Below are 21,827 nucleotides of genomic sequence, written 5' to 3'. Positions count from 1 at the left end.
CGAGCGAGGACGCGAGGTGACCATGACCCAATCAGCGACATCCTTCTTCGAAGAAGTGCGAGTGGTCTACGCGGAAACAGCCGCTGCTGCGGGGCTGACCGGCCCAACTGAGACCGAGCGCATCCTGCCGGTCTCCAGGTACAAGGGCGGCGGAGTGGAGTATGCCGTCTCGCTCGATGTCAGAGAGGGCGCGGTGGAGTGCGATGTCAGCTTCACGACGGATGCACTCTCCTTCACGGTGGACATCGAACCGCTGGCCATCGCAGCCGGAATCGTGGACAAGCGTGGCGGTATCTCATACAGCGCCCGGAATCTGAAGCAACTACACAAATCCCTTCTGGACCAGGCCTATTACGTCCGACGTGTTCATCCGCTCCTGACCGCCGACGCCGCCACGACCGAGGACCTGATGCGGCGTGCCCGTGCCCGCGAGTGGCACAGGCACCGCTCCACGCCGTCGCGGTAGGCCGACGTCCAGTTCGTGGCGTCGTCGGTGTACGACCCCTTCGTGGCTGCGCCGGAGCCGTCCAGTGGACCCTGCCCGTTGATTTCGAGCCGAGCCAGTCATCACCGGCTATGGGCCAAAGCCGTCGGCTGGACAGACCCGCTCCAACAGCAGGCGGGCGCAGAACTCGCGCCCGTCGGCCGATCAGACCGAAGAGTCGTGCACGCAGGCTTGGGCAACAGGCGCGTCGTCGGACTTCCGGGGGCGAGGGTCATCCCTTTAGGGGTGTTCCAGGCCACAGGGATGCGTGCGAGGTCCCCGGCCCCTACCGTCGAAGCAGGCGAACCATGAGCACGGGCCGTGCGCTGCGCCTGTTCACTCATCGGCTGTGAGCGGCCATCGAGAAGGAAGCGTGACGCCATGCGTTCCCGACGTACGACGGTAGGTGCCGCACTCAGCGCCGCCGTCGGGCTGATGCTGCTCACCGTCGGCTGTTCAGGCACAGGGAGCACGGGGAAACCCGCCGGCACCACACAGGGCAGCGGCACGGGTGGGACGGTCACGCTGTCGCTGGCGACGCCGATGGGCGCGAGCGACGAGTTCCGCGCCTTCCTCCAGAACGTCAGGACGCTGTCCCACGACTCGATCCAGATCTCCGCTGAGTTCAACGCCCACCATGAGGAGGGACCGGACTTTGAGGAACAACTATTCAATGACGTGCAGTCCGGACGGGTAGACCTGGCCGCCCTCGGCAGCCGGGTCTTCGACATCCGTCGGGCTCCGGCTCTGGGTGTCCTGACAGCGCCCCTGCTGATCAACAGCTTCGCCGCGGAGGAGAAGGTCCTCGGGGCACCGGTCGCCGAGCGCATGATCCGCGAGGTCGACGGCGGCGGTCTCACTGGCGTGGGCCTGCTCCCGGGCAGCCTGCGCCGCCCCTTCGGCGCCGGGACACCACTGCTGGGTCCGGACGACTACAAGGGACGCACGATCGGCATCCAGGAGTCCAAGGTCGCCGACTCCACCCTTCGCGCCCTCGGAGCAAAACCGCAATGGTTCGGCGCAGGCAGCTCGGTCGCCGCCTTCGACGGATTCGAGCAGCAACTCGTCTCTGTCAACGGCAGCCGCTACGACGAAGCGGGGATGATCGGCACCGCCAACGTCGTTCTGTGGCCACGTCCCATCGTCCTGGTCGCCAACACCAAGGTCATCGAGCGCCTCGGCAAGGACGAGCGCAAACTGCTGCAGGACGCGGCGCGAGAGGCAGTGCACGGCGCCGGCGCAGACTTGCGCGAACAGGAGCACCGGGCCTTGGAGAGCCTCTGCGCCCGGGGCCAGAAGTTCGCCACCGCGAACCCGGCCCAATTGACCGCACTGCGCAAGGCGGTGCAGCCGGTGTACGACCAGCTTTCCCGTGACCGGCGGACCAAGGAGTATCTCGAAACCGTCACCGCCCTTGTGCGGGACGTACCGGCCGAGCCGCCCGTATCCTGCAAGGACTAACGTGTGAAGCTTCCCCGTGATCGTGGACACGTGGAGACTGGGACCTGAGGTCGCCGACCCCTTTTGCCTGGCAAACGCCCGCGTGCAGGACGTTCTCCTGCTCCGGGGCGCGACGATTCGCGGCCCGAGGGGAACTCTCCAGGTGTCCGAACTCACGGTCTACGGAGGCCTGTACATGGGTCGTGCTTTGCCTGCAGGGACGGTCAACCTCCGCAGTGCCTCGATCGGCCGCATCGACGCCACCCTCACCGCCCGGGCCTGGACGCGGGCGACTACGCACCTGCACCTGGGCTGCGCCCGGATCGGAGGCTCGCTCCTGCTCGACGGCGCCCAACTGACAGCCCCGACGACAACCCGACCGCGGTGAGGGCCATAGCTTGTCGAAGTCGATGCGGCTGCCTCTGCGGATGCCGTCGACGGTGGTCACCACCGCCGTGGACGCATCCAGCATCCTGACATCGGTCGGCTTGACGACAATGCGCGTGCCCTTGGCTGCATGTCGCCTTGACGACGACACCTGGACCAGTGCTGACCCGTTTGCTGTCGCGCACGCCGGACTACGAGTGGGTGAGAAAGCGCTGCAGGAGTTGCTTCACGCTCGTCTGAAGATTCGCCGGGGCGGTGTCGTCACCGTTCAGAAACCTGAGCAGCGCCTGCTGGAACAGTCCGTCGAAGAGCGCGTACGCGGCCGCGGGGGGCACCGCTACGGGTGAGCCGGCGAGTTCCGCGTGGTGACTGACGATGCGCCAGATCATCTGTTCCAGGCTCTGGTCGATCTCGAGGACGTCGGCGCGGAACGATTCCTCGAACAGGCTCTGGTTGCGCAGGTCGTACCACAGCCGATGCATCGTGGCGTCCTCGCGCAACGTGCCGGCCATCGCCGCGCCGAAGCCGTCCCTGAGCTCCTCGGCCGAGCCGGCGGTGACGACGATCCGGTCGTAGCGGGTGACGCACTCCGCCTTGTACTGCCGTACGCAGTAGGTGATGAGCTCCACCTTGTCGCGGAAGTAGTAGTGCAGGACGCCGTGGGAGAACTCGGAATTCTGGGCGATCTCCCGCAGACTCGTGCGGGCATAGCCGAGCTCGGACAGCGTCCGCAGTGCGGATGTGGCGAGCTGTGCTCGCCGCTCGGCGAACTTGTCGACCTGGCGCCGCGAGATCCGCTCCTGGTTCTTGCCCACGACCTGGGTCACAGCTCGTCTCCCCGCCTGCCTCGGCCCTTCGGTGCACCCGATCGTACGGGCGTCCGCACCAGGTTAGCGCGGTCCACGGGAAGGCTCGGCAAAAATCTTGACAGTCGTCCAAGAAAGTCTTGACGACTGTCAAGAATTCTTGGACGCTGACGCTGCGTCCCCCTGGTCCGGGCGTCTGGCCTGCGGCTGAGCGTGCGGCGCTGTCACGCAGTGCAGTCATCTCAATGAGGAGATGTTCCATGAGTGTGTATGACCTGACCGGACGCAAAGCCCTGGTGACGGGTGGTGCTCGCGGACTGGGTGCCGGGATGGCCCAGGCGCTGGCCCGGGCCGGCGCAGCCGTCGTCATCGGCGACGTCCAGGAGGAAGTGGGCAAAGCGACGGCCGAGGCGCTGAGGGAGTCCGGGGCCACCGCCGGGTTCGTCTCCCTCGACGTGACTGAGGACGCGAGCTGGGAATCGGCCGTCTCGCAGACGGTCGCCGAGCTGGGCGGCCTGGACATCGTCGTCAACAACGCCGGGGTCGAGATCTCCGGTCTGGTCGTCGACCTCGACCCGGCCGAGGTGCGCCGGATGCTGGAGGTCAACGTCCTCGGGACGGCGCTGGGCATCAAGCACGCGTTCCGCGCGATGCGGCCCGGCGGCCCGGCCGGCGGCGGCGGTGCGGTCGTCAACATCGCGTCGGTCGCCGCCACCATTCCGTTCCCCGGCATCGCGGGCTACTCCGCGACGAAGTCGGCGGTCGACCGGCTCACCCGGGTGGCCGCGCTGGAGTCCGGAAAGCTCGGCTACGGCGTACGCGTCAACTGCGTCTACCCCGGACTGGTGCCGACCGAAATGGGCGCCAAGCTCGCGGCCGACATGGTGACCCTCGGCCTGTGGCCCAGCGCGGAGGCGGCCGTCGGCGACGTCATCGGCCTGACCCCGCTCGGCCGGCTCGGCGAGGTCGGCGACATGGCGGACGCGGTGGTCTTCCTCGCCTCCGACGGCGCCCGCTTCATCACCGGCGCCGGACTGCCGGTCGACGGCGGCATGGGCATGTGACCGTCCCCTGGATCCCACCCTCCTGCGAAAGGACGTATGACCATGAGCACTGACAAGCCCGTCGTCGTCTACGGCGCCTCCGGCTACACCGGCCGCCTCGTGTGCGAGTACCTGCGCGAGTACAACGTCCCCTTCATCGCCGCCGGACGCGACAAGACCCGTATCCAGGAAGTCCTCGACAAGGTCCCCGGCATCGACACAGTGGAACACGAGGTCGTCGAGGTCGAGCACGCGGTCGGACCGCTGACCGAGCTGTTCCGGGACGCGAAGGTCGTCTGCAACATGGTCGGCCCGTTCATCAAGTACGGGCCGGAGGTCGTGGAGGCGAGTCTCGCGGCCGGCTGCCACTACCTCGACACCACCGGTGAGCAGGACTGGGTTCTCGACGCCCAGGCCCGGTGGGGCGAGCAGTACGCGGACAGGGGCCTGCTGCTGTCCCCTGGCGTCGCGCAGATGTACACCACAGGAGAGATCGCGGCCAACATCTGCCTGGAGACGCCGGGGCTGGACACCCTCGACATCCTCGTGCTGTGGAAGGGGTTCCCGACCTACGCCTCCACGCAGACGATCTTCACCATACTGAAGGCCGACTGGCACTACCTGGAGGAGAACCAGTACAAGACGTGGGACCCGCTCACCGCTGTCGAGGTCGCCGTCCCCGGACGGCACGAAACGGCGCTCGCCTTGCCCTGGGGCGGCACCAGCCACCCGGTGTGGTTCAAGAACGACCCGAGAGTGGCGACCTGCAGGGTGCTCGGCGGCGTCATGGACCGCGCCGTCATGCAGGGCGTCGTCGACACGGTGAAGATGGTCGAGTCGCAGATCAAGACCCTCCCGGCCGACCAACAGGACGCCGCCCTGGCACAGGTGGCCGCCTCGGTCCAGGCCGGCATGCCGCCCCGGGAGAACCCGCGGATCAACACCTCGGTGGATTCCGTCCACGCATCGGGCCCGCTGGGCCGCGCCCACTGCGTGATTCACGGCAACAGCAATTACAAGCAGACCGGACTGCTCCAGGCCTACGCCGCCTACTCACTGCTGCAGCAGCCGCCCCGCCGCGTCGGCCTGGCCTCGGCCTGCCAGGCCTTCGGCCACCGCGAACTGCTCGGCGTGCTCAAGAGTTTCGGACTCGTCCTCGACCCGGTGCTCACCGTCCACAGCTGAAAGGTCCTGCCGTGCGTCTGACCGACTACCTCGACAAGGGCGCCTCACTGGGTCCCGCGGCGCCCTGCCTCACCACAGGGGACCGCACCCTCACCTACGGCGAGGTCCAGGAACTGTCCTGGCGGGTGGCCCGAGCCCTGGACCGGTCAGACGTACGGCCGGGCGACAAGGTGGCGATCCTGTCCGCCAACGATCCCACCGCGTTCTCCTGCGTCTTCGGAATCTCCCGGGCGGGCGCGGTGTGGTGCCCGGTCAACCCCCGCAACGAGGCCGCCGAGAACCGCGACCTGCTTGACCTGTTCGACTGCACCTGTCTGATCTTCCAGCAGGCCTACGCACCTCTGGTCGCGAAGATCCTCCCGGACCTGCCGAAGCTGACCACACTGGTCTGCCTCGACGGGTCCCCGGACCTGGGCATCCCCTTCGCGCGCTGGCTGGAGGGCGTGCCCGCCGAGCCCTGGGAGAGTGCACCGGTCGACGACACCGTGATGCTCGTCGGCACCGGAGGCACTACCGGCAGCCCCAAGGGCGTCATGCTCACCGACCGCAACATCGAGACGATGTCGGCGCTGACGCTGATGTGTTACCCCTTCGGCACCCGCCCGGTCTACCTGGCGCTGGCCCCGCTGACCCATGCCGCCGGGGTGCTGTGCTTCCCCGTCCTGACCCTCGGCGGCGAGATCGTCATCATGCCGGTCCCCGACCTCACCGACTTCCTCGCACACATCGAACGCCATCGCGTCACCCACACCTTCCTGCCACCGACCCTGATCTACATGCTTCTCGGCCACCCCGACCTGGCATCCACCGACCTCACATCCCTGCACTGCCTCTGGTACGGCGCAGCCCCCATGTCGGCGGCCCGGCTGGCGGAGGCCATCGACCGGATCGGCCCGGTGATGGCACAGCTCTTCGGTCAGTCCGAGGCGCCGATGATGATCTCGACGATGGCGCCCGAGGAGCACTTCCGCGCCGACGGCTCGCTCGCCGTCGAGCGCTTCGCCTCCGCCGGACGCCCCGCCCCGCTGGTGACCGTCGCCATCATGGACAGTACGGGCCGGTTGCTGCCGCCCGGCGAACGCGGCGAGATCGTCGTGCGCGGCTCACTGGTGATGGCCGGCTACTACAAGAACCCCTCGGCCACCGAGGAGGCCTCCCGCTACGGCTGGCACCACACCGGGGACATCGGCTACCTCGACGCCGACAACTACCTCTTCATCGTCGACCGCGCCAAGGACATGATCATCAGCGGTGGCTTCAACGTCTACTCGGCCGAGGTCGAACAGGCGGTGATGGAGCACCCGGCCGTCCAGGACTGCGCTGTCATCGGACTCCCGGACGACAAGTGGGGTGAGCGGGTGACGGCTGTCGTGCAGCTCCACCCTGGTCAAAGCGTCACTGACGACGAAGTGCGTGCTTTCGTGAAGGGCCGCATCGGCGGCGTCAAGGCACCCAAACAGGTCGAGATGTGGCCGGACCTCCCCCGGTCGAAGGTCGGCAAGGTCCTCAAGAACGAGGTCAAGTCCCGCCTGCTGCAGGAGAGTTCGCATGACTGACGGGTGCGGTCGGCCGGAGTCGGTCTGATCCCGTTCAACAAACCCGGCGCCGGCCGTGCCGGTGGACCCGGCGTCGGTGTCGGTCGAGACCGGGCTCGCGGACGTCGTCGCGCTCCAGCGGCGCCGCCAGGCCCGCATGTCGGCGAATGACGAGGAGAGCTTCTCCCTCGACACGCTCTCGGAGTACCAAGGGGCGCGACGCGGCCGGCCCGGCGCCGACGATGCTCGACGGGCTGATCAAGCCGGTGATCGAAGTCTGCGATCACTACGGCACGGTCCCCTGGCAGCTGACACCCCGCGTCATGCGTCGCTTCAGCGCCACCGTCGAGCCTGCGATCGATCCGTTCAACCGGTCACGCCACCGTGGGGACTTCGGGCCATGCATCCCGCCGTCCAGATACGCGGTCGCCTGCCGCGACTACGCGATGACGAAGATCACCTACCTTTCGCGAGTACGCGCGGCGGAGCTGTGCTGGGTCAAACCCCACGGATCCTGAACCACTCGGCCGTCCGCCCCGTTGAGGTGGCGAGTGAGGTCGGGTACGGGGGCGTTCGTACCGAGGGAGCCGCAGCGAACCGGTGCCGGCCTTCACGTCACCTCGGCCCGAAGGCCAGGTGAACCAGATGACGAAGGATCCCGTGAAGCCCATGAAGAAGGACGAGTTGACGATGAGCCCCTTCACCACCGCCGCCGCTTCCCCCACTCCGTGGCCGATCACCTCACCGCGGCTCCTGCAAGGCCGTACCGTCCTCGTCACCGGCGGAGGACGCGGCCTGGGCCGCCTTTTCGCGGCGACGCTCTCCGAGGCCGGTGCCCAGCTGGTACTGACCGGCCGTGACCCCGAGGCGCTCGAGGAGACGGCCGAGCTGCTCCAGGCCCGGAACACCCGGGTCCTGACCGTACCGGCCGACGTGACCGATCCCGCCGCGATGCCCAAGGTCGTGGAAGAGGCCGTGGACACCTTCGGGACAATCGACGTCCTGGTCAACAACGCCGGGGTGACCGGCCCCATCGGACCCTTCTGGGAGCTGGACCGGGAGGAATGGCAGGACACCGTAGACGTCAACCTCACGGGAACGGTACGGACCTGTCATGCCGTCCTTCCCGTGATGACCGCGCGCCGTGCGGGCCGCGTCATCAACATCACCAGCGATGCCGGACGGCACCGGTGGCCGCACCTGTCCGCCTACTCGGTCTCCAAGGCGGCGGTGAACAAGCTCACCGAGAACCTCGCCCGCGAACTGCGTCCCTACGGCGTCACCATGCTGAGCTACCACCCGGGCTTGGTGGAACTCGGGCTCACCAAGGACGGCATGGACACCTACCCCACCGGCGACGTGTGGCGCGACCGCAGTATCGAGTGGTTCATGGCCCAGCGCCGGGAGGGCCGTTTCACCGATGGCGAGCACTCCGCACGGACCCTGCTGCGGCTCGCGGCCGGGGAGGCGGACCATCTCTCGGGCCAGTACCTCACACCGGACACCGACCTCTGTGTTCCTTCCGGTCTTTCCGACTCCTGCGATCGTCCCAGCCGTTCCGACGGTAGTGGAGCGCTCACGGTGTCCTGACCGGACCCGCCGTCGGCCGGGCCGGTGGCGGGCGCGCGACGTGGGTCGCCGCACGTCCGCCACCTGGACCCCGCCAACTGATTGTCTGCGAGGACGGGGCTCGCCGTCACCGCAGCGGTCACCTGCCTCGGTCGAACTGAGGCTCTGCCCGCGGCTGTACGCACTCGGGTCCACCGTCACGTGCGTGTTCATAGGCCTCGCCTCCGCGGGCGGTGTCACGTCAACTGCGCGGACAGGAGTGACACGAGAAACAGGTATGACATGTACATGCCCTACGCTCCCGGTTGACCTTGCTCCTTCTCCCCCACGGAAGGTCTGGGAAAACTCGGATGACCAGAACGAACCAGAGACGAAAGTTCAGAACGAGCCTGGCGGTATGGCCCGTCCTTCTGAGCAGCCTGCTGGCGCTGGCCCTGGAGGCACCGTCCGCCGCGGCCGGCTCCGGCGACCCGGCACCGGCACCTTCACCGGCCCCGAACACCGCGGCAACGAACCCCGCGGCGCGGAAGACTGCGGCCGGCGCGGCGACCGCGGAGCCCGCGACCCGCCCCCTGTGCGCGCGGCCGAGCAGGCCCGGCGAGGTGTCCTGTTTCGCACTCGCCCGTGATGACGTACGGCAGGCCAAGGGTCTACAGCCCCTGGCGGCCCCGGCAGGGCTGGGCCCCGCCGACATCAAGAGCGCCTACGACCTGCCCTCCGGCACGGCCGGGTCCGGCGCCACGGTGGCCATCGTGGACGCCTACGACAACCCGAACGCCGAGGCCGACCTGGCCGTCTACCGCAGCCAGTTCGGCCTGCCACCCTGCACCACCGACAACGGCTGCTTCCGCAAGACCGACCAGCGCGGCGGCACCGACTACCCGCAACCCGACGCGGGTTGGGCCGGGGAGATCGCCCTCGACCTCGACATGGTCAGCGCAGCCTGCCCGCAGTGCTCGATCCTGCTGGTCGAGGCCGACGCGCCGAGCATCGAAAGCCTGGGCGAGGCGGAGAACAAGGCGGTCGCGCTCGGCGCCACCTACATCTCCAACAGCTGGGGCGCGAGCGAGAGCGCGATCGGCGACGAACCCGGCGACGCCTACTACAAACACCCGGGTGTGGCCATCACGTTCAGCACCGGCGACAACGGCTACGGCACCAGCTATCCGGCCACCCTCCCCTACGTCACGGCGGTCGGCGGCACCTCGCTGAGCCGCGATCCCGCGACGACCCGGGGCTGGACCGAATCCGCCTGGAGCGGCGCGGGCAGCGGCTGCTCGGCCTACCAGTCCAAGCCTTCCTTCCAGACCGACCGGGGCTGCGCCCACCGCGCCGTCGCCGACGTGTCGGCGGTGGCCGACCCGGCGACCGGGGTCAGCGTCTACAACACGTACGAGGACGGAGGCTGGGGCGTCTACGGCGGTACCAGCGCCTCTTCCCCGATCATCGCCGCCACCTATGCCCTCGCCGGGAAGCCGGGCGCCAAGACCTACCCCAATGCCTACCCGTACGCCCACACCGCCGCCCTGCACGACGTGGCCTCCGGCACCAACGGCACCTGTGACACGGCGAACCTGTGCTCCGCCGGCACCGGCTGGGACGGCCCGACCGGCCTCGGCACCCCGGACGGCAGCGCCGCCTTCACCACCGGCCCGTACGGCGAACTCACCGGCAGGGTCACAGACCCGGACACTGGCACCGGGCTCGCCGACGTCCGCGTCACGGCAGGCGCGAACGCCACCACGACCGCCGACGACGGCTCGTACGACATGACGCTCCCCGCGGGTACATACTACGTGAAGGCCGAGAGGTTCGGCTACGGCAGCACCGTCTCGGCCGACGTCGAGATCGGCGACGGTCAGACCGTCGGCCGCGACTTCGAGCTCGCCCAGCAGCCGCTCGTCACCTTCACCGGACGCATCCGGGACGGCTCCGGGCACGGCTGGCCGCTCTCCACGGGCATCCAGGTCGCGGGCCAGCCATCGACACGGACGTACACCGACCCGTCGACCGGCCGCTACAGGCTGCGGCTCCCGGCCAACAGCACCTTCACCCTCCAGATCGACCCCGTCTACGCCGGCTACCAGGTGACGACCGCCGACGTGACGACGGGGGCAGGAGCGGGCCACCGGGACTTCGCCGTGAAGGTCGACGCCGCGTCCTGCGTGGCGCCCGGCTACCGGCAGACGTTCAGCGCCCCCACCCAGACCTTCGACGCCACGTCGGCGCCCGCCGGCTGGACCGTCACCGGCAACGGCGGCGGGCACACCTGGCGCTTCGACGACCCGGCCGGGCGCGACAACCTCACCGGCGGCTCGGGCGGCTTCGCCATCGCCGACAGCGACCACTACGCCGACGGCGAGGACACCTCGCTCGTCTCACCCGTGCTCGACCTGACCGGCTACGACACGGCCGAGGTCCGCTTCGACACGTTCTACAAGAAGTTCGCCGACGCCTCCAAGGCGAACGTGGATCTCAGCACGGACGGCGGCCGGACCTGGTCCACGGTCTGGCGCCGTGACCTGGTAAACGCCGGGCCCGGCGCACAGACGGTGAGCCTCCCGGACGCGGCCGGGAAGTCGGCCGCGCGGATACGGTTCCGCTACCTCGCTGACAACGCGTACTACTGGCAGGTCGACGATGTCACCTTCGGCGGCGTGCGGTGTGCCCCGGTCCGGGGCGGGCTGCTGTACGGGACGGTGAAGGACCGCAACACCGGCGCACCGGTGGCCGGGGCATCGGTCCGCGGTCCCGCAGGCGCCTCGGCGACGACGGCCGGGGACGGCACGTACGCGCTCTTCTCCCCGAAGACGGGCCGGCAGCCGATCAGGGCCACCGCCGACCACTACGCCACGGTGACCAGGACGGTCCGGGTCAAGACCGACGACGCGACCCGCCTCGAACCGGTGCTGCGCGCCGGGCAGTTGTCGGTCAGTCCGGCGTCGGTCTCGCAGACCGTGCGCCGGGGACGGACCACGACGACAAAGGTCACCCTCCGCGACACAGGCTCGGCGCCCCTGACCGTGACACTCACCGAGCGGTCCGGCGACATTCCGGCCGCCACGGCCGCCGACGCCCCCGCGCAGTACGTGCCCGGCGACTACAGCCCGCTGCCGCTGACGGCGGCCAGGTCCTCGACCCGCTCGGGCACCAAGGCGGCGGCACCCGCCGCCTCCGGCTGGACCAAGGTCACCGACTACCCGACCGCCGTGATGGACAACGCGGTGGCCACCGGTCCGGACGGCCGTGTCTACTCGATCGGTGGCATCGACGGCACATCCCTGCTGAACGGCGGGAACGTGTACGACCCGGTCACCTCCACCTGGACGGCGATCCCCGGAGGCCCGGCCACCTCGCGCGAAGCCTCCGAAGCCGCCTTCCTCGGCTTGAAGCTCTACGTCACCGGCGGCTGGGACGCGACCGGCAGCCCCGTCGCCACCACCGAGGTCTACGACCCGCAACGCCACACCTGGTCCACCGCCGCCCGGGCGGCCACGCCCTACGCGGCGGCCGGCTCGGCGACCCTGGACGGCAAGTGGTACCTCGTCGGCGGCTGCGCGACCCGGTGCGGCACCACCACCGTCCAGGTCTACGACCCGGCCGACGACACGTGGGGCACAGCGACGCCGTATCCCGAGCCCATCTCGTGGCTCGGCTGCGGCGCCATCGCCGGCAAGCTGTACTGCGCGGGCGGCTACGCCGCAGGCGGCGGCACGCGGCACGCCTACACGTACGACCCGGGCACCGCCGCCTGGACCCGGATTCCGGACCTGCCGACCGACCTGTGGGGCTCCGCCCACACCGCCGTGGACGGCCGGTTCCTCGTCTCCGGCGGTGCCAGCGACCTGATGGGCGGCCGCACCGACGGCGGCTACGCCTACGACCCGGCCGCCCGAACCTGGACGCCCCTGCCTCCCTCCGCCAACGCCCTCTACCGCGGCGGCAGCGCATGCGGCTTCTTCCACGTCGGCGGCGCCCGCAGCGTCTACGACGCCGTCCCGGCCGTCGAACAGCTGCCGGGCCTCGACGACTGCGTCCCGACCACCGACGTGCCCTGGCTCACGGCTGACTCTGTCACCCTGCGGCTGCGTCCGGGCGCGCACGTGACCGTCACCGTACGGCTGGACGCGTCCGTCACGGCAGTGGACCGGACCGGCACGTACACGGCCGCGCTGGCGGTCGGCACGGACACCCCGTACACGTACCCGGTGGTTCCGGTGCGCATGACCGTGCGCTGACGTCGGCCGGCCGCCCCTCGTGCGCCGTCCGGCCGTGCTCCGAGCGAGTGCGACCGGACGGCGCGACGCTTCTCGATGGAACGGCCTCGGCGGTCCAGCATCGCCAGCGGCGGCGGCAATTGACCTCGCCCGGGTTCAATCCCCGGTCGGAGTTTCCCTTTGTGGGGCCTGTCATACGTTCGGGCCCGCTCCGCAAGGCGGGCGGACGTCATGGCCGCTGAGCATGAGCGTCCCGGTCGGCGAGCGGCCAACCCTCCTGGACCGCCGAGACCGTGAACGCCGACGGCCGGAAGGCCGGGGTGGGCACGTCCCGTTCGGGAGCGCGCCGCCCCGGCCTTCGGCCAGTCCTGCCTACTTTCTCTTGAGGGTGAAGTTCTTGATGACGGTGGACTTCTTCTTGATCGTCACCGTCGCGACGGTCGGCTGGAAACCGTCCTTGGCGGCTATGACGGTGAGCGGGTTGTTGCGGACGTCGAGCCACAGGGCATACCCGCCGCCGGCGTCCGTCGTCAGCGTGTAGCTCGTGGCCCAGGTGTCGATCTGGACGGTGGCCCCGGCGATCGGCGAGGTGCCGCCGGCGGTGGTCACCCCCAGCACCGTCCCCGTGATCTTGCCCCAGGTGCTGGGCGGGGCGACGTGCATCTCCACGGGGAGCCTGGGCACGGAGTAGGGAGTGTCGGTGCTGAAGGAGAGCTGGGCGGTGAAGTCTCCCGGCTGCGTCACCTCGGCCACGGAGGCGTCAAGCGTGATGGTCACCTTCGAGCTCTTACCGGGCTGAAGAGTCAACTGCTGCGTGCTCTCGCTCAACCAGCTGACATCGCTCGACTCTCCTTGGTCGTAACCCGGCAGCACCTCCACGGTCGTTGCGGGAGTCGCGGTCGCGACGCCGCCACCGACCTTGAAGAAGCCCAGCCCGCCTCCACCGCGGTAGGTGGCGGTGTCGGCGTTGGGGAGGGCGGTCCAGGTGTCGGCCTTCGGGTCGAAGGAGAAGCCCTGGTTGGTGATGCTGTTCCCGGTGACGCCGCCCGCGGTGACGAGCAGGCCGTTGGCGGAGGTGTACGCGGCGCCCCAGAGGGTGATCGGCAGGTCGGCGACCTGTGACCAGGTGTTGGCGGCGGGGTCGTAGACGTAGGAGTGCTTGACCTCGCTGGTGCCGTTGAACCCGCCGGCGCAGTAGAGCTTGCCACCGATGCCGGCGCAGGAACTCCAGGAGATCTGCTCCGGGTAGGCGGCCAGGGTGGACCAGTTGTCGGCGGCGGCGTCGTAGACGGTGACATCCGTGGAGCCGCAGGAGTCCGCCCCGCAGCCGCCGACCACGTAGAGCTTGCCGTCGAGCACGGCGCTGCCGGAGCCCGCATAGGGCTTGGGCGAGGCGGCGCCGGTGGACCAGGTGTCACTTCCCGGGTCGTAGATCTCCAGCTTCGAGTCGGGGGCGCCGCTGGGTCCCCAGCCGCCGACGGCGTAGAACTTGCCGTTGATGAAGCCGTGGGCGGGATCCTCCCGGGTGTCCGTCGCGGCGGCCTGCTTGGCCCAGGTGCCGGCGACCGGATCGAGGACGTACATGTCCTTGGTGTCGGCGCTGCCGTTGAAGCCGAAGGCGGAGTAGACCTTCCCGTCGTTGGTGGCGACAGCGTTGTCCATCAGCTTCACCGGCAGATCGGCGGCTGCCTGCCAGGCGTCACCGGCGGCTCCCGGGACCACCTTGGCGGTGGTGCCCGCGGCGGACGCGGCGGCCTTGCTCGACAACGGGGAGTACGTTCCCTTGACCCGCTTCAGCGGGGCGCCGCCCGCGGCCGCCATGGTGAACCCGCCGGGCTGTTCACCGAGTTTGACGGTGGCGGGTGCCGTGCCGGTGTTCTTGACGGTCAGGGTCTTGGTGGTCTGCTCGCCCCATCCGACCGACGCGGTGATGGAGGTCTTGTCCAGCGTCACCTGCCCGGCGCCGAGTGCGAAGTCCGCGCCGACCGCGCTGTCGGCCCGCACCTTCACCGTCTTGTCGAGCCCCGTGTAGTGCGGCTTCGCGGCGGTGAAGCCGTGGCTGCCGAGGGAGGAGAACAGGATGTAGAGGCCGTCGCCCAGGGCGGGGTCGTCGGGGGTGGCGAAAGTGACGGCGCTCTGCTTGCTGTCGTCCTTGTTCGTCACGGTGGCGCCGACCAGACCCGTGGAGGTGTTGGCATCCGTCACGGTGCCGGTGAGCAGACCGCCGGGGAGGGACGTGACGTGGCGATCGCCAATGAAAACGTTGTCGACCTTCCACCACCAGCCGAAGGAGCCGGTGAAGTGGAAGCGGAGTTGTACCGATGACTTGCCGGCGTAGTCGGTCAGCGGCAGCTCGACCTTCTGCGCGCCGAAGGTGGTGCCGGTTGCGGACCAGAGTGTGGTCCAGGTGGCGCCGCCGTCGGTGGTCGCGTCGACGTCCGCGCTCTGGCCCCCGATGGCCCAGTAGTCGTTGGCGAAGGCGACCTCGGGTGCGGAGTCGTCGGTGAAGTCGTATACGGGGCTGAGCAGTTGCGAGTCCTGGTGCACCCCGCCGCCGTAGTGGTCGCTGTCGACGATGGCGAACCCGCCGTCGCCGCCGGTGGTGTTGGAGCGCGAGCCCGGGTCGTCGAAGGTCCAGCCGCCGGTCGTCCCGTCGGCGTTGACCACGCTCCAGCCCTTCGGGGCGGAGTCGGTCGAGTCGAACGTCTCGGTGGTGCCTTCGTCCCGTACCGAGTAGCCGGCGGGCGCGGTGGCCGCCCACGGGTCGACCGGAACCGCGACGTTCAGACTCTGGTCGGAGTCCGCGACGGTGATCTTCTTGGTGGGCGATGTGTAGCCGGGATAGGCGCTGACCACGTGCAGGGTGTAGTCGTGGCCCTGGGGCAGCTTCAGGTCGTAGGCGCCCGTGAGCGGGTCGGTCCACACCGGGCCGCCGGGGACGCCGTCCGCGGTGATCTTGGCGTAGAGCGGCCAGCCGTGACCGGAGCCGTCGGTGACCTTGCCGGAGACCGTCCGGCTCGGGACCGGGGTGAGGGCGAAGTTCTTGGTGAGGGCGTCGCCGTCGCCGAGGGACACACCCGAGGCGGTACGGGTGGCGTAGCCGTACGCTTCGACGGTGATGTCGTAGCTGCCGACCGGCAGGACGAGCGAGTAGGTCCCGTCGGCGGCGGTGTGTGCGGTGCCGCCGCCCTGGGTGGTGACGGTGGCTCCGGCGACCGGCTTGCCGGTGCTGTCGTCGGTGACGGTGCCGGAGAGCTTCCCGTGCGGGCCGCTGCGGAACGCGGCCAGCCCGTCGGGGGTGCCCAGGCCGGTCGGACCGTCGTAGCCGGCACCGGCGGTGCACAGGTAGGCGGGGGTGCAGGTGCCGTTGTCACCGGCGGTCACGTCATTGAGACCGGTCCCGGAGGCGTACGGGTAGGAGTTGGGGTACGTACCCGCGACGGGGGTCCCGGCGGCCGCGTACACACCGGCGATGATCGGTGAGGAGGCGCTGGTGCCTCCGTACACCTGCCAGCCGCCACCGCCGTAGGTCTGGTAGACCGCGACGCCGGTGGCCGGGTCGGCCACGGCGGAGACGTCGGCGACGGTGCGCTTGTCGCATCCGGTGTCCGTCTGGAAGGCCGGCTTGGGCTCGTAGAGGGAGCAGCCGGATCCCGGGCCGAGGCCGCCCCGGTTCCAGACCGACTCGGACCAGCCGCGTGCGGTGCCGGAGTTGCGGACCAGGGAGGTGCCGCCGACGGAGGTCACGTAGGGGGAGACGGCGGGGTAGGCCACCCCGTAGTCGCTGTCGCCCGAGGAGGCGACCACGGCGACGCCGGGATGGTTGTAGTGGGCGTCGTACGTCGTCTCGTCCGGGGTCTCGCCGCTGCCCGGGGTGCTGCTGTAGTTGGTGCCGTAGGAGTTGGAGACGTACTTGGCGCCGAGCGCGACGGCCTGGTCGACGGCCGCCCCGAGGTCCTCGAAGCTCGGCTGGTCCGCCTCGACGAGCAGGATGTGCGCGTTCGGCGCGGCCGCGGAGACCATGTCCAGGTCGAGTGAGATCTCGCCGGCCCAGCCGGCGTCGGGCGCCGGGTAGTTGGTGCCACCGCGCTGGTCGACCTTGGTGAAGCAGCCGTTTGCCGTGGTGCAGGCCGGCAGTCCGTACTGCTCGCGGTAGACGGCCAGGTCGGCCTCGGCGGTGGGGTCGTCATAGGCGTCGACGATGGCGATCGTCTGCCCCGCACCGCCGTCGGCGGGAAGGCTGTAGGCGCTCTGCAGGTCGGCGGCGCCGTAGCCGCCGGGGGTGACGGAGGGGGACAGCAGGCCCTTGACAGCCTTGGTGTCGGTGCGACGCAGGGCGAAGCATGCGGCCTCGCCCTTCTTGGGAGTGGCGCAGGAGGGTTCGAGGTCGACTTTCTTCTTGGCCGACGCGGCCGACGCGGCCGATGCGGCCGATGCGGCCGATGCGGCCGATGAAGCGTGCGGCGCCGCCGCGTGGGCGGGTATCTGTATGCCCAGGACCGTCATTGCGGCGGCACTGAACAGGGTCAGGCAGGCGGCGGCTCTTCGACGTAAAGCCGAACCGGTTCTCGGTGAGGTGCGCAAAAGGTTACTCCTCGGTTCGCCTTGCTTGGGTCGACTCGCACGTGGTTCCCGGTCGACAGCGAATGCGGGCGGTTCACATTCGCCGCAATCAATTGGCGTACCTCGAAGCGCAATTAACAATAGGCCGCATGTTACATGTGCATGTCATGCGCCTGTTTCGTGAAAAAGGGGCCCTGGGTCGTGGCCGGAAATAAATCCCCACGCCAAGAGGGCCCACCGCTCAATAAACGCGTAGGGCCGTATTCCGCACGGTATTTGAATTTCAGTTGGTTGCACGCAGTCGGGTATCGGGTGACCTCTGATCATCCTGACCTCGGCGGACCGGCCTGACAAGATCCACCTTCTGCGGGCCCGCGCAGTTGCGCACTTGCGTAGCATCGGCGTGCAGTTAGTTCCGATCTTCCGAGGAGTCGCTGATGGACGTGTCCTCCTCAGACGCGTTGTGGGCAGGCACCGGTCTGGGCTCCCTCGCCCGGCAGGCACTGGAGTACCTGGTCAGCCATCCGGGCGCGGACGAGGACGCGGTCGCGGCGGGGACCGGCGTCTCGGCCGCGGCGGCCCGGACCGCCTTACGATCCCTGGAGGCCGAACTCCTGGCCGTTCGCATCGGGGGACAGCCCCCGCGCTGGAGCGCCGGCCCGCCCCGCTCCTCTCTGGGCGCCCTTCTGGCCCGTAAACGACAGGAGTTGGCCAGGGCGGAGCTGTACGCGGAACAGCTCGACGAAATCTATCGCACGGCCCCCGGACGGCAGATCGCCTCGGATCTCTTCGAGGTCGTCGAGAGCGATGAACAGGTCGGCGCCCGCTACGCCCACCTTCTGAGGAGCAGTCGGCACGAGGTGCTGCATTTCGCGAGACCGCCCTATGTGACCCGGCGGATCGCCCCTACGGACACGTCCACGGCTGCGGGCGCCACGGTCCGTCCCGGAGTCCGGCTCCGGTCCGTGTACGACAGCGACGGAATCGCCGACGACGGATGCCTTGAAACGGCTCTCCGGGGCGCCCCTGCGGAAGGGGAGCTGCGGCTACTTCCCGGACTGCCCATGAAGTTGGTCATCTTTGACCGCGTCGCGGCGATCATGCCGCTACGCAAAGACGATCCCGCCGCAGGCTCACTCGTGGTGCACTCCTCAACGCTGCTCGACGTCCTGACCGCCCTCTTCGAGAGCGTATGGGAGCGTGCGGTGCCCATCTCGCTGGAAAGCCGCCCCGCTTCGCACGCCGCGAGTCCCGAAAGACAAGAGGCCGCTCTGCACAGTCGGACGCGGGACATCCTTCGCCTGATGTCCGCCGGAATGAAGGACGACGCCATCGCACGCGCCTTGCGACTCAGCCGCCGGACCGTGCAGACCCATATCAGCGATCTGGGCAGACAACTGGGCGCACGGACACGGTTCCAGATAGCCCTAATGGCCCAGGAACGCGGCTTGTTCGGGGATACGGAGGGGTGAGTGTGGCCGTCACCCCGGCGCGACTACCCGTGGGCGTCCAGCGGTAGGCAGGCTCCTCGGCTGCCGGGCCACCTGTGTCGCCGCTCTCTGCCTGCCTGCAGCGCTCGGCGTCTTCAAGAAAATCCCAGCGGGGCGGGCCAACGAACAGAGCCCTGGGGAACCAGCCCTGCGAGCAACTCGCCGGCTGGCTGGCACGGCGTAGGTTGCTCCTGGTGATGCCGCTCGGCCCACTGAGAACTGCACATCCTCAAGGGGCAGCTCAAAGGGGCTGGCATGCCCCCTGCCGGGACTGAACCTGTCCCCGCTGCGCGCCGGGGCAAAGCCTCTGCGCGGTCGCAGTCACCGGCGTGGCTGCGTGCCCCGGCGATGGACAGCAGGGCCCATGTATCGCCGGCGGGCCGCGGGTCGTTCGGCGAATCCAGCTGCTCCGTCGTGGTCCCTGTCATCTTCCCGTCGCAGAGCCAGATGGAACAGCGCACTGGTGTCTCCGGCTTCGGCCGACTGTCCAGCCAATGCTTCGGCGTCGTCATAGGCGCCGGCTTCCTCCCGCAGGCGGGACAGACACCACGCACTTCCTGGAGTGGCCGACCGCCTTCTGGTCCACCGTGCGGATGGCGAACCGCGATTGAGTTGCGGACCGCTCACCAGCGGACTCTGAGTCGAATCCAGTTGATGCCTCGGGGGTCGATGGCGCACTGTTCAAGTGACGTTGAACGAGGGGCACGCAAGGGAGTCGATTGTGCTTCTCGGTGGCGGGTTGATGCGGAACATTTCGGTGGTGGGGGGTGCTGTGGCCGGGCGAATACTGAGGCGGGGGCGCGTGCTGGGCCTGGCGGCGTTGTTCTTCGTGGGCTCCACGGTCGTCTTCCTGGGCCTTGAGGGTGGCGGTGGCATCCTGCTGCACGTCACGCAGAGCGTCTGGCTGGACCTGCTCGTGTATCCCGTGCTTTATGTCCTGGCGTTCCTTCTCCTCGCGCTGATGGTGCCGAACATGGAGGAGTTTGAGGGTTGGTCCAAGGGCTGGGTCGTCCTGGCGATGATCCTGGTGCCCATTGCTGCTCTGGTGGTGACGTACCAGACCTACTCGGGCCTGGACCATCGGGCGCTGCACGCCCGAGGCCGGCAGGAGCGGGCGACGGTGACCGACGTGTACTGGGTCGACGGGGGTGCCGATCCGCCAGCTCACGTCGCGGAACTGGCGGATCCGTCGGGACAGCCGTTGCCGGGCACGGTGTCCGGGGACGGCCTGAAAGCCGGCCAGACCGTCACCGTCACGGTAGATCCCCGGGGGAAGATCCCGGTGCTGCTGGGCACTCCTTCGACAGGTTCAGGGAAGTTCCGGACCGCGGGCATCGCCGCGGGCGTCGAGATCCTGTTCCTTGCCTGGGCGGCCTACCGGGGTGCCGCAGACCGGCTGGCCACGAAGACAACCGACAATCCGAAGCCAAGGCAGAGGCCCGACGACGTTCGGACATGACGTACCTGTGGCATCGGCCCCAAGGTTCCTCAGCTGCTGCCCGAGCCGCTGCAGGGAGCCGCACTCGGCAACATTCGACCCGTGCCGGGCGGCGACTCCACGCTGCGGGTAGTCCAGATCCTGCCCGCAAGTCTGTGTTGCACGCCGGCGGAGATCGCGACCATCAGCAAGGCGCTGAGGGCTTCTTCACAGTCCGGCGTGTGCAGGACGGAGCGGCCCGCACCGTGGTCACCGTGCACCGTGTCCTTCGCCGCTGAACGTGAGCGATGCCGTTCCGTCTGCCTGCAGGAGGATTCCGAAGTTCGGTCGCGGGTTGCCAAGAGGTCATGTTCGGCGCGGTGCGGCCCTGTCCTGCCAGCGATAGAGGTCCCGTAGCAGGGAAACCTCGGCGCCGTGGTGGATCAGCTCCCTGTTGACATGCAGGACCCTGTTCTCCAAGGGAAACCGCTCGGGACCCACCGTGGGAGGATTGTCCAGGTCGGCGTCCGAGAGCTCGCGGACCCCCGCGTTCCATCTCCCATACATCTCATCGAGCTGTTTCAGCGCCTCATCAGCGGTCCCCGCGTAGGCGAATGTCTCGGAGTCGACGTCCTGGCCGCCGAAGTACCATCCGACCCGATAGCCCATGCACGAGACGATGACGTGCGCCAGCCGCCAGGCAATCGTGGTCACCGGAGCCGGCACCGGGGCCGGGGACGCGAAGTCCATCGTCCACTCCCCCGAACCAGCCGACATCGGCGCGGCCGACGTGCCACGCGGGCGGATGCTCCAACAGCCGCGTACCGGCTCCCAGAAGTACTCCTCATCGGTAAGACCGTCCAGCCGCGGCCGCAGGTTCTTACGCCAGTACCAGTCCAGTTGCTCCGCCAGCCGCTCGCTTCTTGTCATGTCCGCACACTACTGTCCCCCAACACGCCGCCGAACGCCCCCTACGACAACCTGCCGTACCGACCCGGGCTTTCTCACGCTGAGGCGCTGACCCGCCTGATCGACACTCAGCACCTCGTGCCGGTCAGCTCGGCGACCGCGTCGGACACTTCGTCGTCGGCGCTGCCGAAAGAGGTGCGATCAGGCAGCTGCACGTGAACGGCCAGGGACCCCGGCAGGTGTGTCGGGGTCCCTGTGCAGTGCCGTGGGTGTACTCGTTGCGGCCCGGCGCGAGGCGGCGGCGCAGGGCTGTGAGGGGGCCCGGTCCGCAGGTCGGTCGGCGGGGGCGCACCCGGCGTTCTTGTCAGGCTGAAGGCTTCGACGGCGGCTGGCCGCCTTGGGCCCGCAGTTGTTCGTTGATGCGCTGAGCTTCTTCGAGTTGGTCTTCGAGGATGACGATGCGGCAGGCGGCCTCTACGGCGGTGCCCTGGTCGACGAGTTCGCGGGCACGGGCGGCGATGCGCAGCTGGTAGCGGGAGTAGCGGCGGTGGCCGCCTTCGGAGCGCAAGGGGGTGATCAGGCGGTGTTCGCCGAGGGTGCGGAGGAAGGCGGGGGTGGTGCCGAGCATCTCGGCGGCCCGGCCCATGGTGTAGGCGGGGTAGTCATCGTCGTCGAGGATGTCGGTGGGCCGGGTACTGCGAGGGGGCATAGACCTCTTCTTTCGGGGATGCGTCGGGGGGCCCGGGTGCCGTCCTGGCACCCGGGCCCCGAGCTTTCAACAC

General features: G+C 69.1%; 15 protein-coding genes. 11 read left to right on the top strand and 4 right to left on the bottom strand.

Translation table 11 applies throughout. The annotated features are described in order from the left end of the window. Positions 1-16 precede the first annotated feature (16 nt). The 3 genes from GRC12_RS10070 (at position 17) to GRC12_RS10060 (ending at position 2,312) form a co-directional block, all read left to right on the top strand. Positions 17-466: a hypothetical protein gene (locus tag GRC12_RS10070; RefSeq protein ID WP_208778849.1), complete on the top strand. Its 450-nt coding sequence runs from the start codon at positions 17-19 to the stop codon at positions 464-466. 399 nt (positions 467-865) lie between these two features. Beyond that, on the top strand, positions 866-1,945 hold the full coding sequence (locus GRC12_RS10065; RefSeq protein WP_208778848.1) for a TRAP transporter substrate-binding protein: 1,080 nt from the start codon (positions 866-868) through the stop codon (positions 1,943-1,945). 142 nt (positions 1,946-2,087) lie between these two features. After that, on the top strand, positions 2,088-2,312 hold the full coding sequence (locus GRC12_RS10060; protein WP_208778847.1) for a hypothetical protein: 225 nt from the start codon (positions 2,088-2,090) through the stop codon (positions 2,310-2,312). 190 nt (positions 2,313-2,502) lie between these two features. Here the strand turns inward: GRC12_RS10060 and GRC12_RS10055 are convergent, their stop codons facing one another. After that, complete coding sequence (locus GRC12_RS10055) at positions 2,503-3,138, bottom strand: TetR/AcrR family transcriptional regulator (protein ID WP_208778846.1); 636 nt, start codon at positions 3,136-3,138, stop codon at positions 2,503-2,505. Positions 3,139-3,377: 239 nt separating this feature from the next. On the opposite strand from GRC12_RS10055, the gene GRC12_RS10050 reads away from it, so the two are divergent. From GRC12_RS10050 to GRC12_RS10025, 6 genes are all read left to right on the top strand, one after another. Then, positions 3,378-4,181 carry an SDR family NAD(P)-dependent oxidoreductase gene (locus tag GRC12_RS10050; RefSeq protein WP_208778845.1) on the top strand — a complete coding sequence of 268 codons (804 nt, stop codon included), beginning with the start codon at positions 3,378-3,380 and terminating at the stop codon, positions 4,179-4,181. A 42-nt stretch (positions 4,182-4,223) separates the two neighbouring features. Continuing rightward, positions 4,224-5,345: a DUF5938 domain-containing protein gene (locus tag GRC12_RS10045; protein WP_208778844.1), complete on the top strand. Its 1,122-nt coding sequence runs from the start codon at positions 4,224-4,226 to the stop codon at positions 5,343-5,345. An 11-nt stretch (positions 5,346-5,356) separates the two neighbouring features. Further along, a complete protein-coding gene (locus GRC12_RS10040) occupies positions 5,357-6,901 on the top strand; it encodes an acyl-CoA synthetase (RefSeq protein ID WP_208778843.1) in 1,545 nt (514 codons plus the stop codon). A gap of 221 nt (positions 6,902-7,122) precedes the next feature. After that, positions 7,123-7,398 carry a hypothetical protein gene (locus GRC12_RS45455; RefSeq protein WP_244372556.1) on the top strand — a complete coding sequence of 92 codons (276 nt, stop codon included), beginning with the start codon at positions 7,123-7,125 and terminating at the stop codon, positions 7,396-7,398. A 127-nt stretch (positions 7,399-7,525) separates the two neighbouring features. Then, positions 7,526-8,470 carry an SDR family NAD(P)-dependent oxidoreductase gene (locus GRC12_RS10030; RefSeq protein ID WP_244372555.1) on the top strand — a complete coding sequence of 315 codons (945 nt, stop codon included), beginning with the start codon at positions 7,526-7,528 and terminating at the stop codon, positions 8,468-8,470. 329 nt (positions 8,471-8,799) lie between these two features. Then, complete coding sequence (locus GRC12_RS10025; RefSeq protein ID WP_208778842.1) at positions 8,800-12,687, top strand: carboxypeptidase regulatory-like domain-containing protein; 3,888 nt, start codon at positions 8,800-8,802, stop codon at positions 12,685-12,687. 351 nt (positions 12,688-13,038) lie between these two features. On the opposite strand, the gene GRC12_RS10020 is transcribed toward GRC12_RS10025, so the two are convergent. Further along, positions 13,039-17,172: a carboxypeptidase regulatory-like domain-containing protein gene (locus tag GRC12_RS10020; RefSeq protein WP_208778841.1), complete on the bottom strand. Its 4,134-nt coding sequence runs from the start codon at positions 17,170-17,172 to the stop codon at positions 13,039-13,041. A 494-nt stretch (positions 17,173-17,666) separates the two neighbouring features. On the opposite strand from GRC12_RS10020, the gene GRC12_RS10015 reads away from it, so the two are divergent. Together GRC12_RS10015 and GRC12_RS10010 are read left to right on the top strand one after the other, a co-directional pair. Continuing rightward, positions 17,667-18,701 (top strand): helix-turn-helix transcriptional regulator, encoded by a 1,035-nt coding sequence (locus GRC12_RS10015; protein WP_208778840.1) that lies wholly within the window; start codon positions 17,667-17,669, stop codon positions 18,699-18,701. 820 nt (positions 18,702-19,521) lie between these two features. Then, positions 19,522-20,178 carry a hypothetical protein gene (locus tag GRC12_RS10010; protein WP_208778839.1) on the top strand — a complete coding sequence of 219 codons (657 nt, stop codon included), beginning with the start codon at positions 19,522-19,524 and terminating at the stop codon, positions 20,176-20,178. A gap of 324 nt (positions 20,179-20,502) precedes the next feature. Here GRC12_RS10010 and GRC12_RS10005 read toward each other — a convergent pair whose 3' ends face one another. After that, on the bottom strand, positions 20,503-21,066 hold the full coding sequence (locus tag GRC12_RS10005) for a DinB family protein (protein ID WP_208778838.1): 564 nt from the start codon (positions 21,064-21,066) through the stop codon (positions 20,503-20,505). A gap of 343 nt (positions 21,067-21,409) precedes the next feature. Continuing rightward, positions 21,410-21,754: a MerR family transcriptional regulator gene (locus tag GRC12_RS10000; protein WP_208778837.1), complete on the bottom strand. Its 345-nt coding sequence runs from the start codon at positions 21,752-21,754 to the stop codon at positions 21,410-21,412. Positions 21,755-21,827: the final 73 nt, after the last annotated feature.

The sequence above is a fragment of the Streptomyces griseorubiginosus genome, assembly GCF_017614965.1.
Classification (GTDB): domain Bacteria; phylum Actinomycetota; class Actinomycetes; order Streptomycetales; family Streptomycetaceae; genus Streptomyces; species Streptomyces griseorubiginosus_B.
The sequence above is the reverse complement of the archived record's forward strand: the minus strand, read 5'-3'. Positions and strand labels throughout refer to the sequence as shown.

Bases quoted from the DNA above. Each gene is read 5' to 3' on its own strand.
- GRC12_RS10065 (WP_208778848.1), top strand. From the start codon at position 866: ATGCGTTCCCGACGTACGACGGTAGGTGCCGCACTCAGCGCCGCCGTC.
- GRC12_RS10050 (WP_208778845.1), top strand. From the start codon at position 3,378: ATGAGTGTGTATGACCTGACCGGACGCAAAGCCCTGGTGACGGGTGGT.
- GRC12_RS10045 (WP_208778844.1), top strand. From the start codon at position 4,224: ATGAGCACTGACAAGCCCGTCGTCGTCTACGGCGCCTCCGGCTACACC.
- GRC12_RS45455 (WP_244372556.1), top strand. From the start codon at position 7,123: ATGCTCGACGGGCTGATCAAGCCGGTGATCGAAGTCTGCGATCACTAC.
- GRC12_RS10030 (WP_244372555.1), top strand. From the start codon at position 7,526: ATGACGAAGGATCCCGTGAAGCCCATGAAGAAGGACGAGTTGACGATG.
- GRC12_RS10025 (WP_208778842.1), top strand. From the start codon at position 8,800: ATGACCAGAACGAACCAGAGACGAAAGTTCAGAACGAGCCTGGCGGTA.
- GRC12_RS10020 (WP_208778841.1), bottom strand. From the start codon at position 17,172: ATGACGGTCCTGGGCATACAGATACCCGCCCACGCGGCGGCGCCGCAC.
- GRC12_RS10015 (WP_208778840.1), top strand. From the start codon at position 17,667: ATGGACGTGTCCTCCTCAGACGCGTTGTGGGCAGGCACCGGTCTGGGC.
- GRC12_RS10005 (WP_208778838.1), bottom strand. From the start codon at position 21,066: ATGACAAGAAGCGAGCGGCTGGCGGAGCAACTGGACTGGTACTGGCGT.
- GRC12_RS10000 (WP_208778837.1), bottom strand. From the start codon at position 21,754: ATGCCCCCTCGCAGTACCCGGCCCACCGACATCCTCGACGACGATGAC.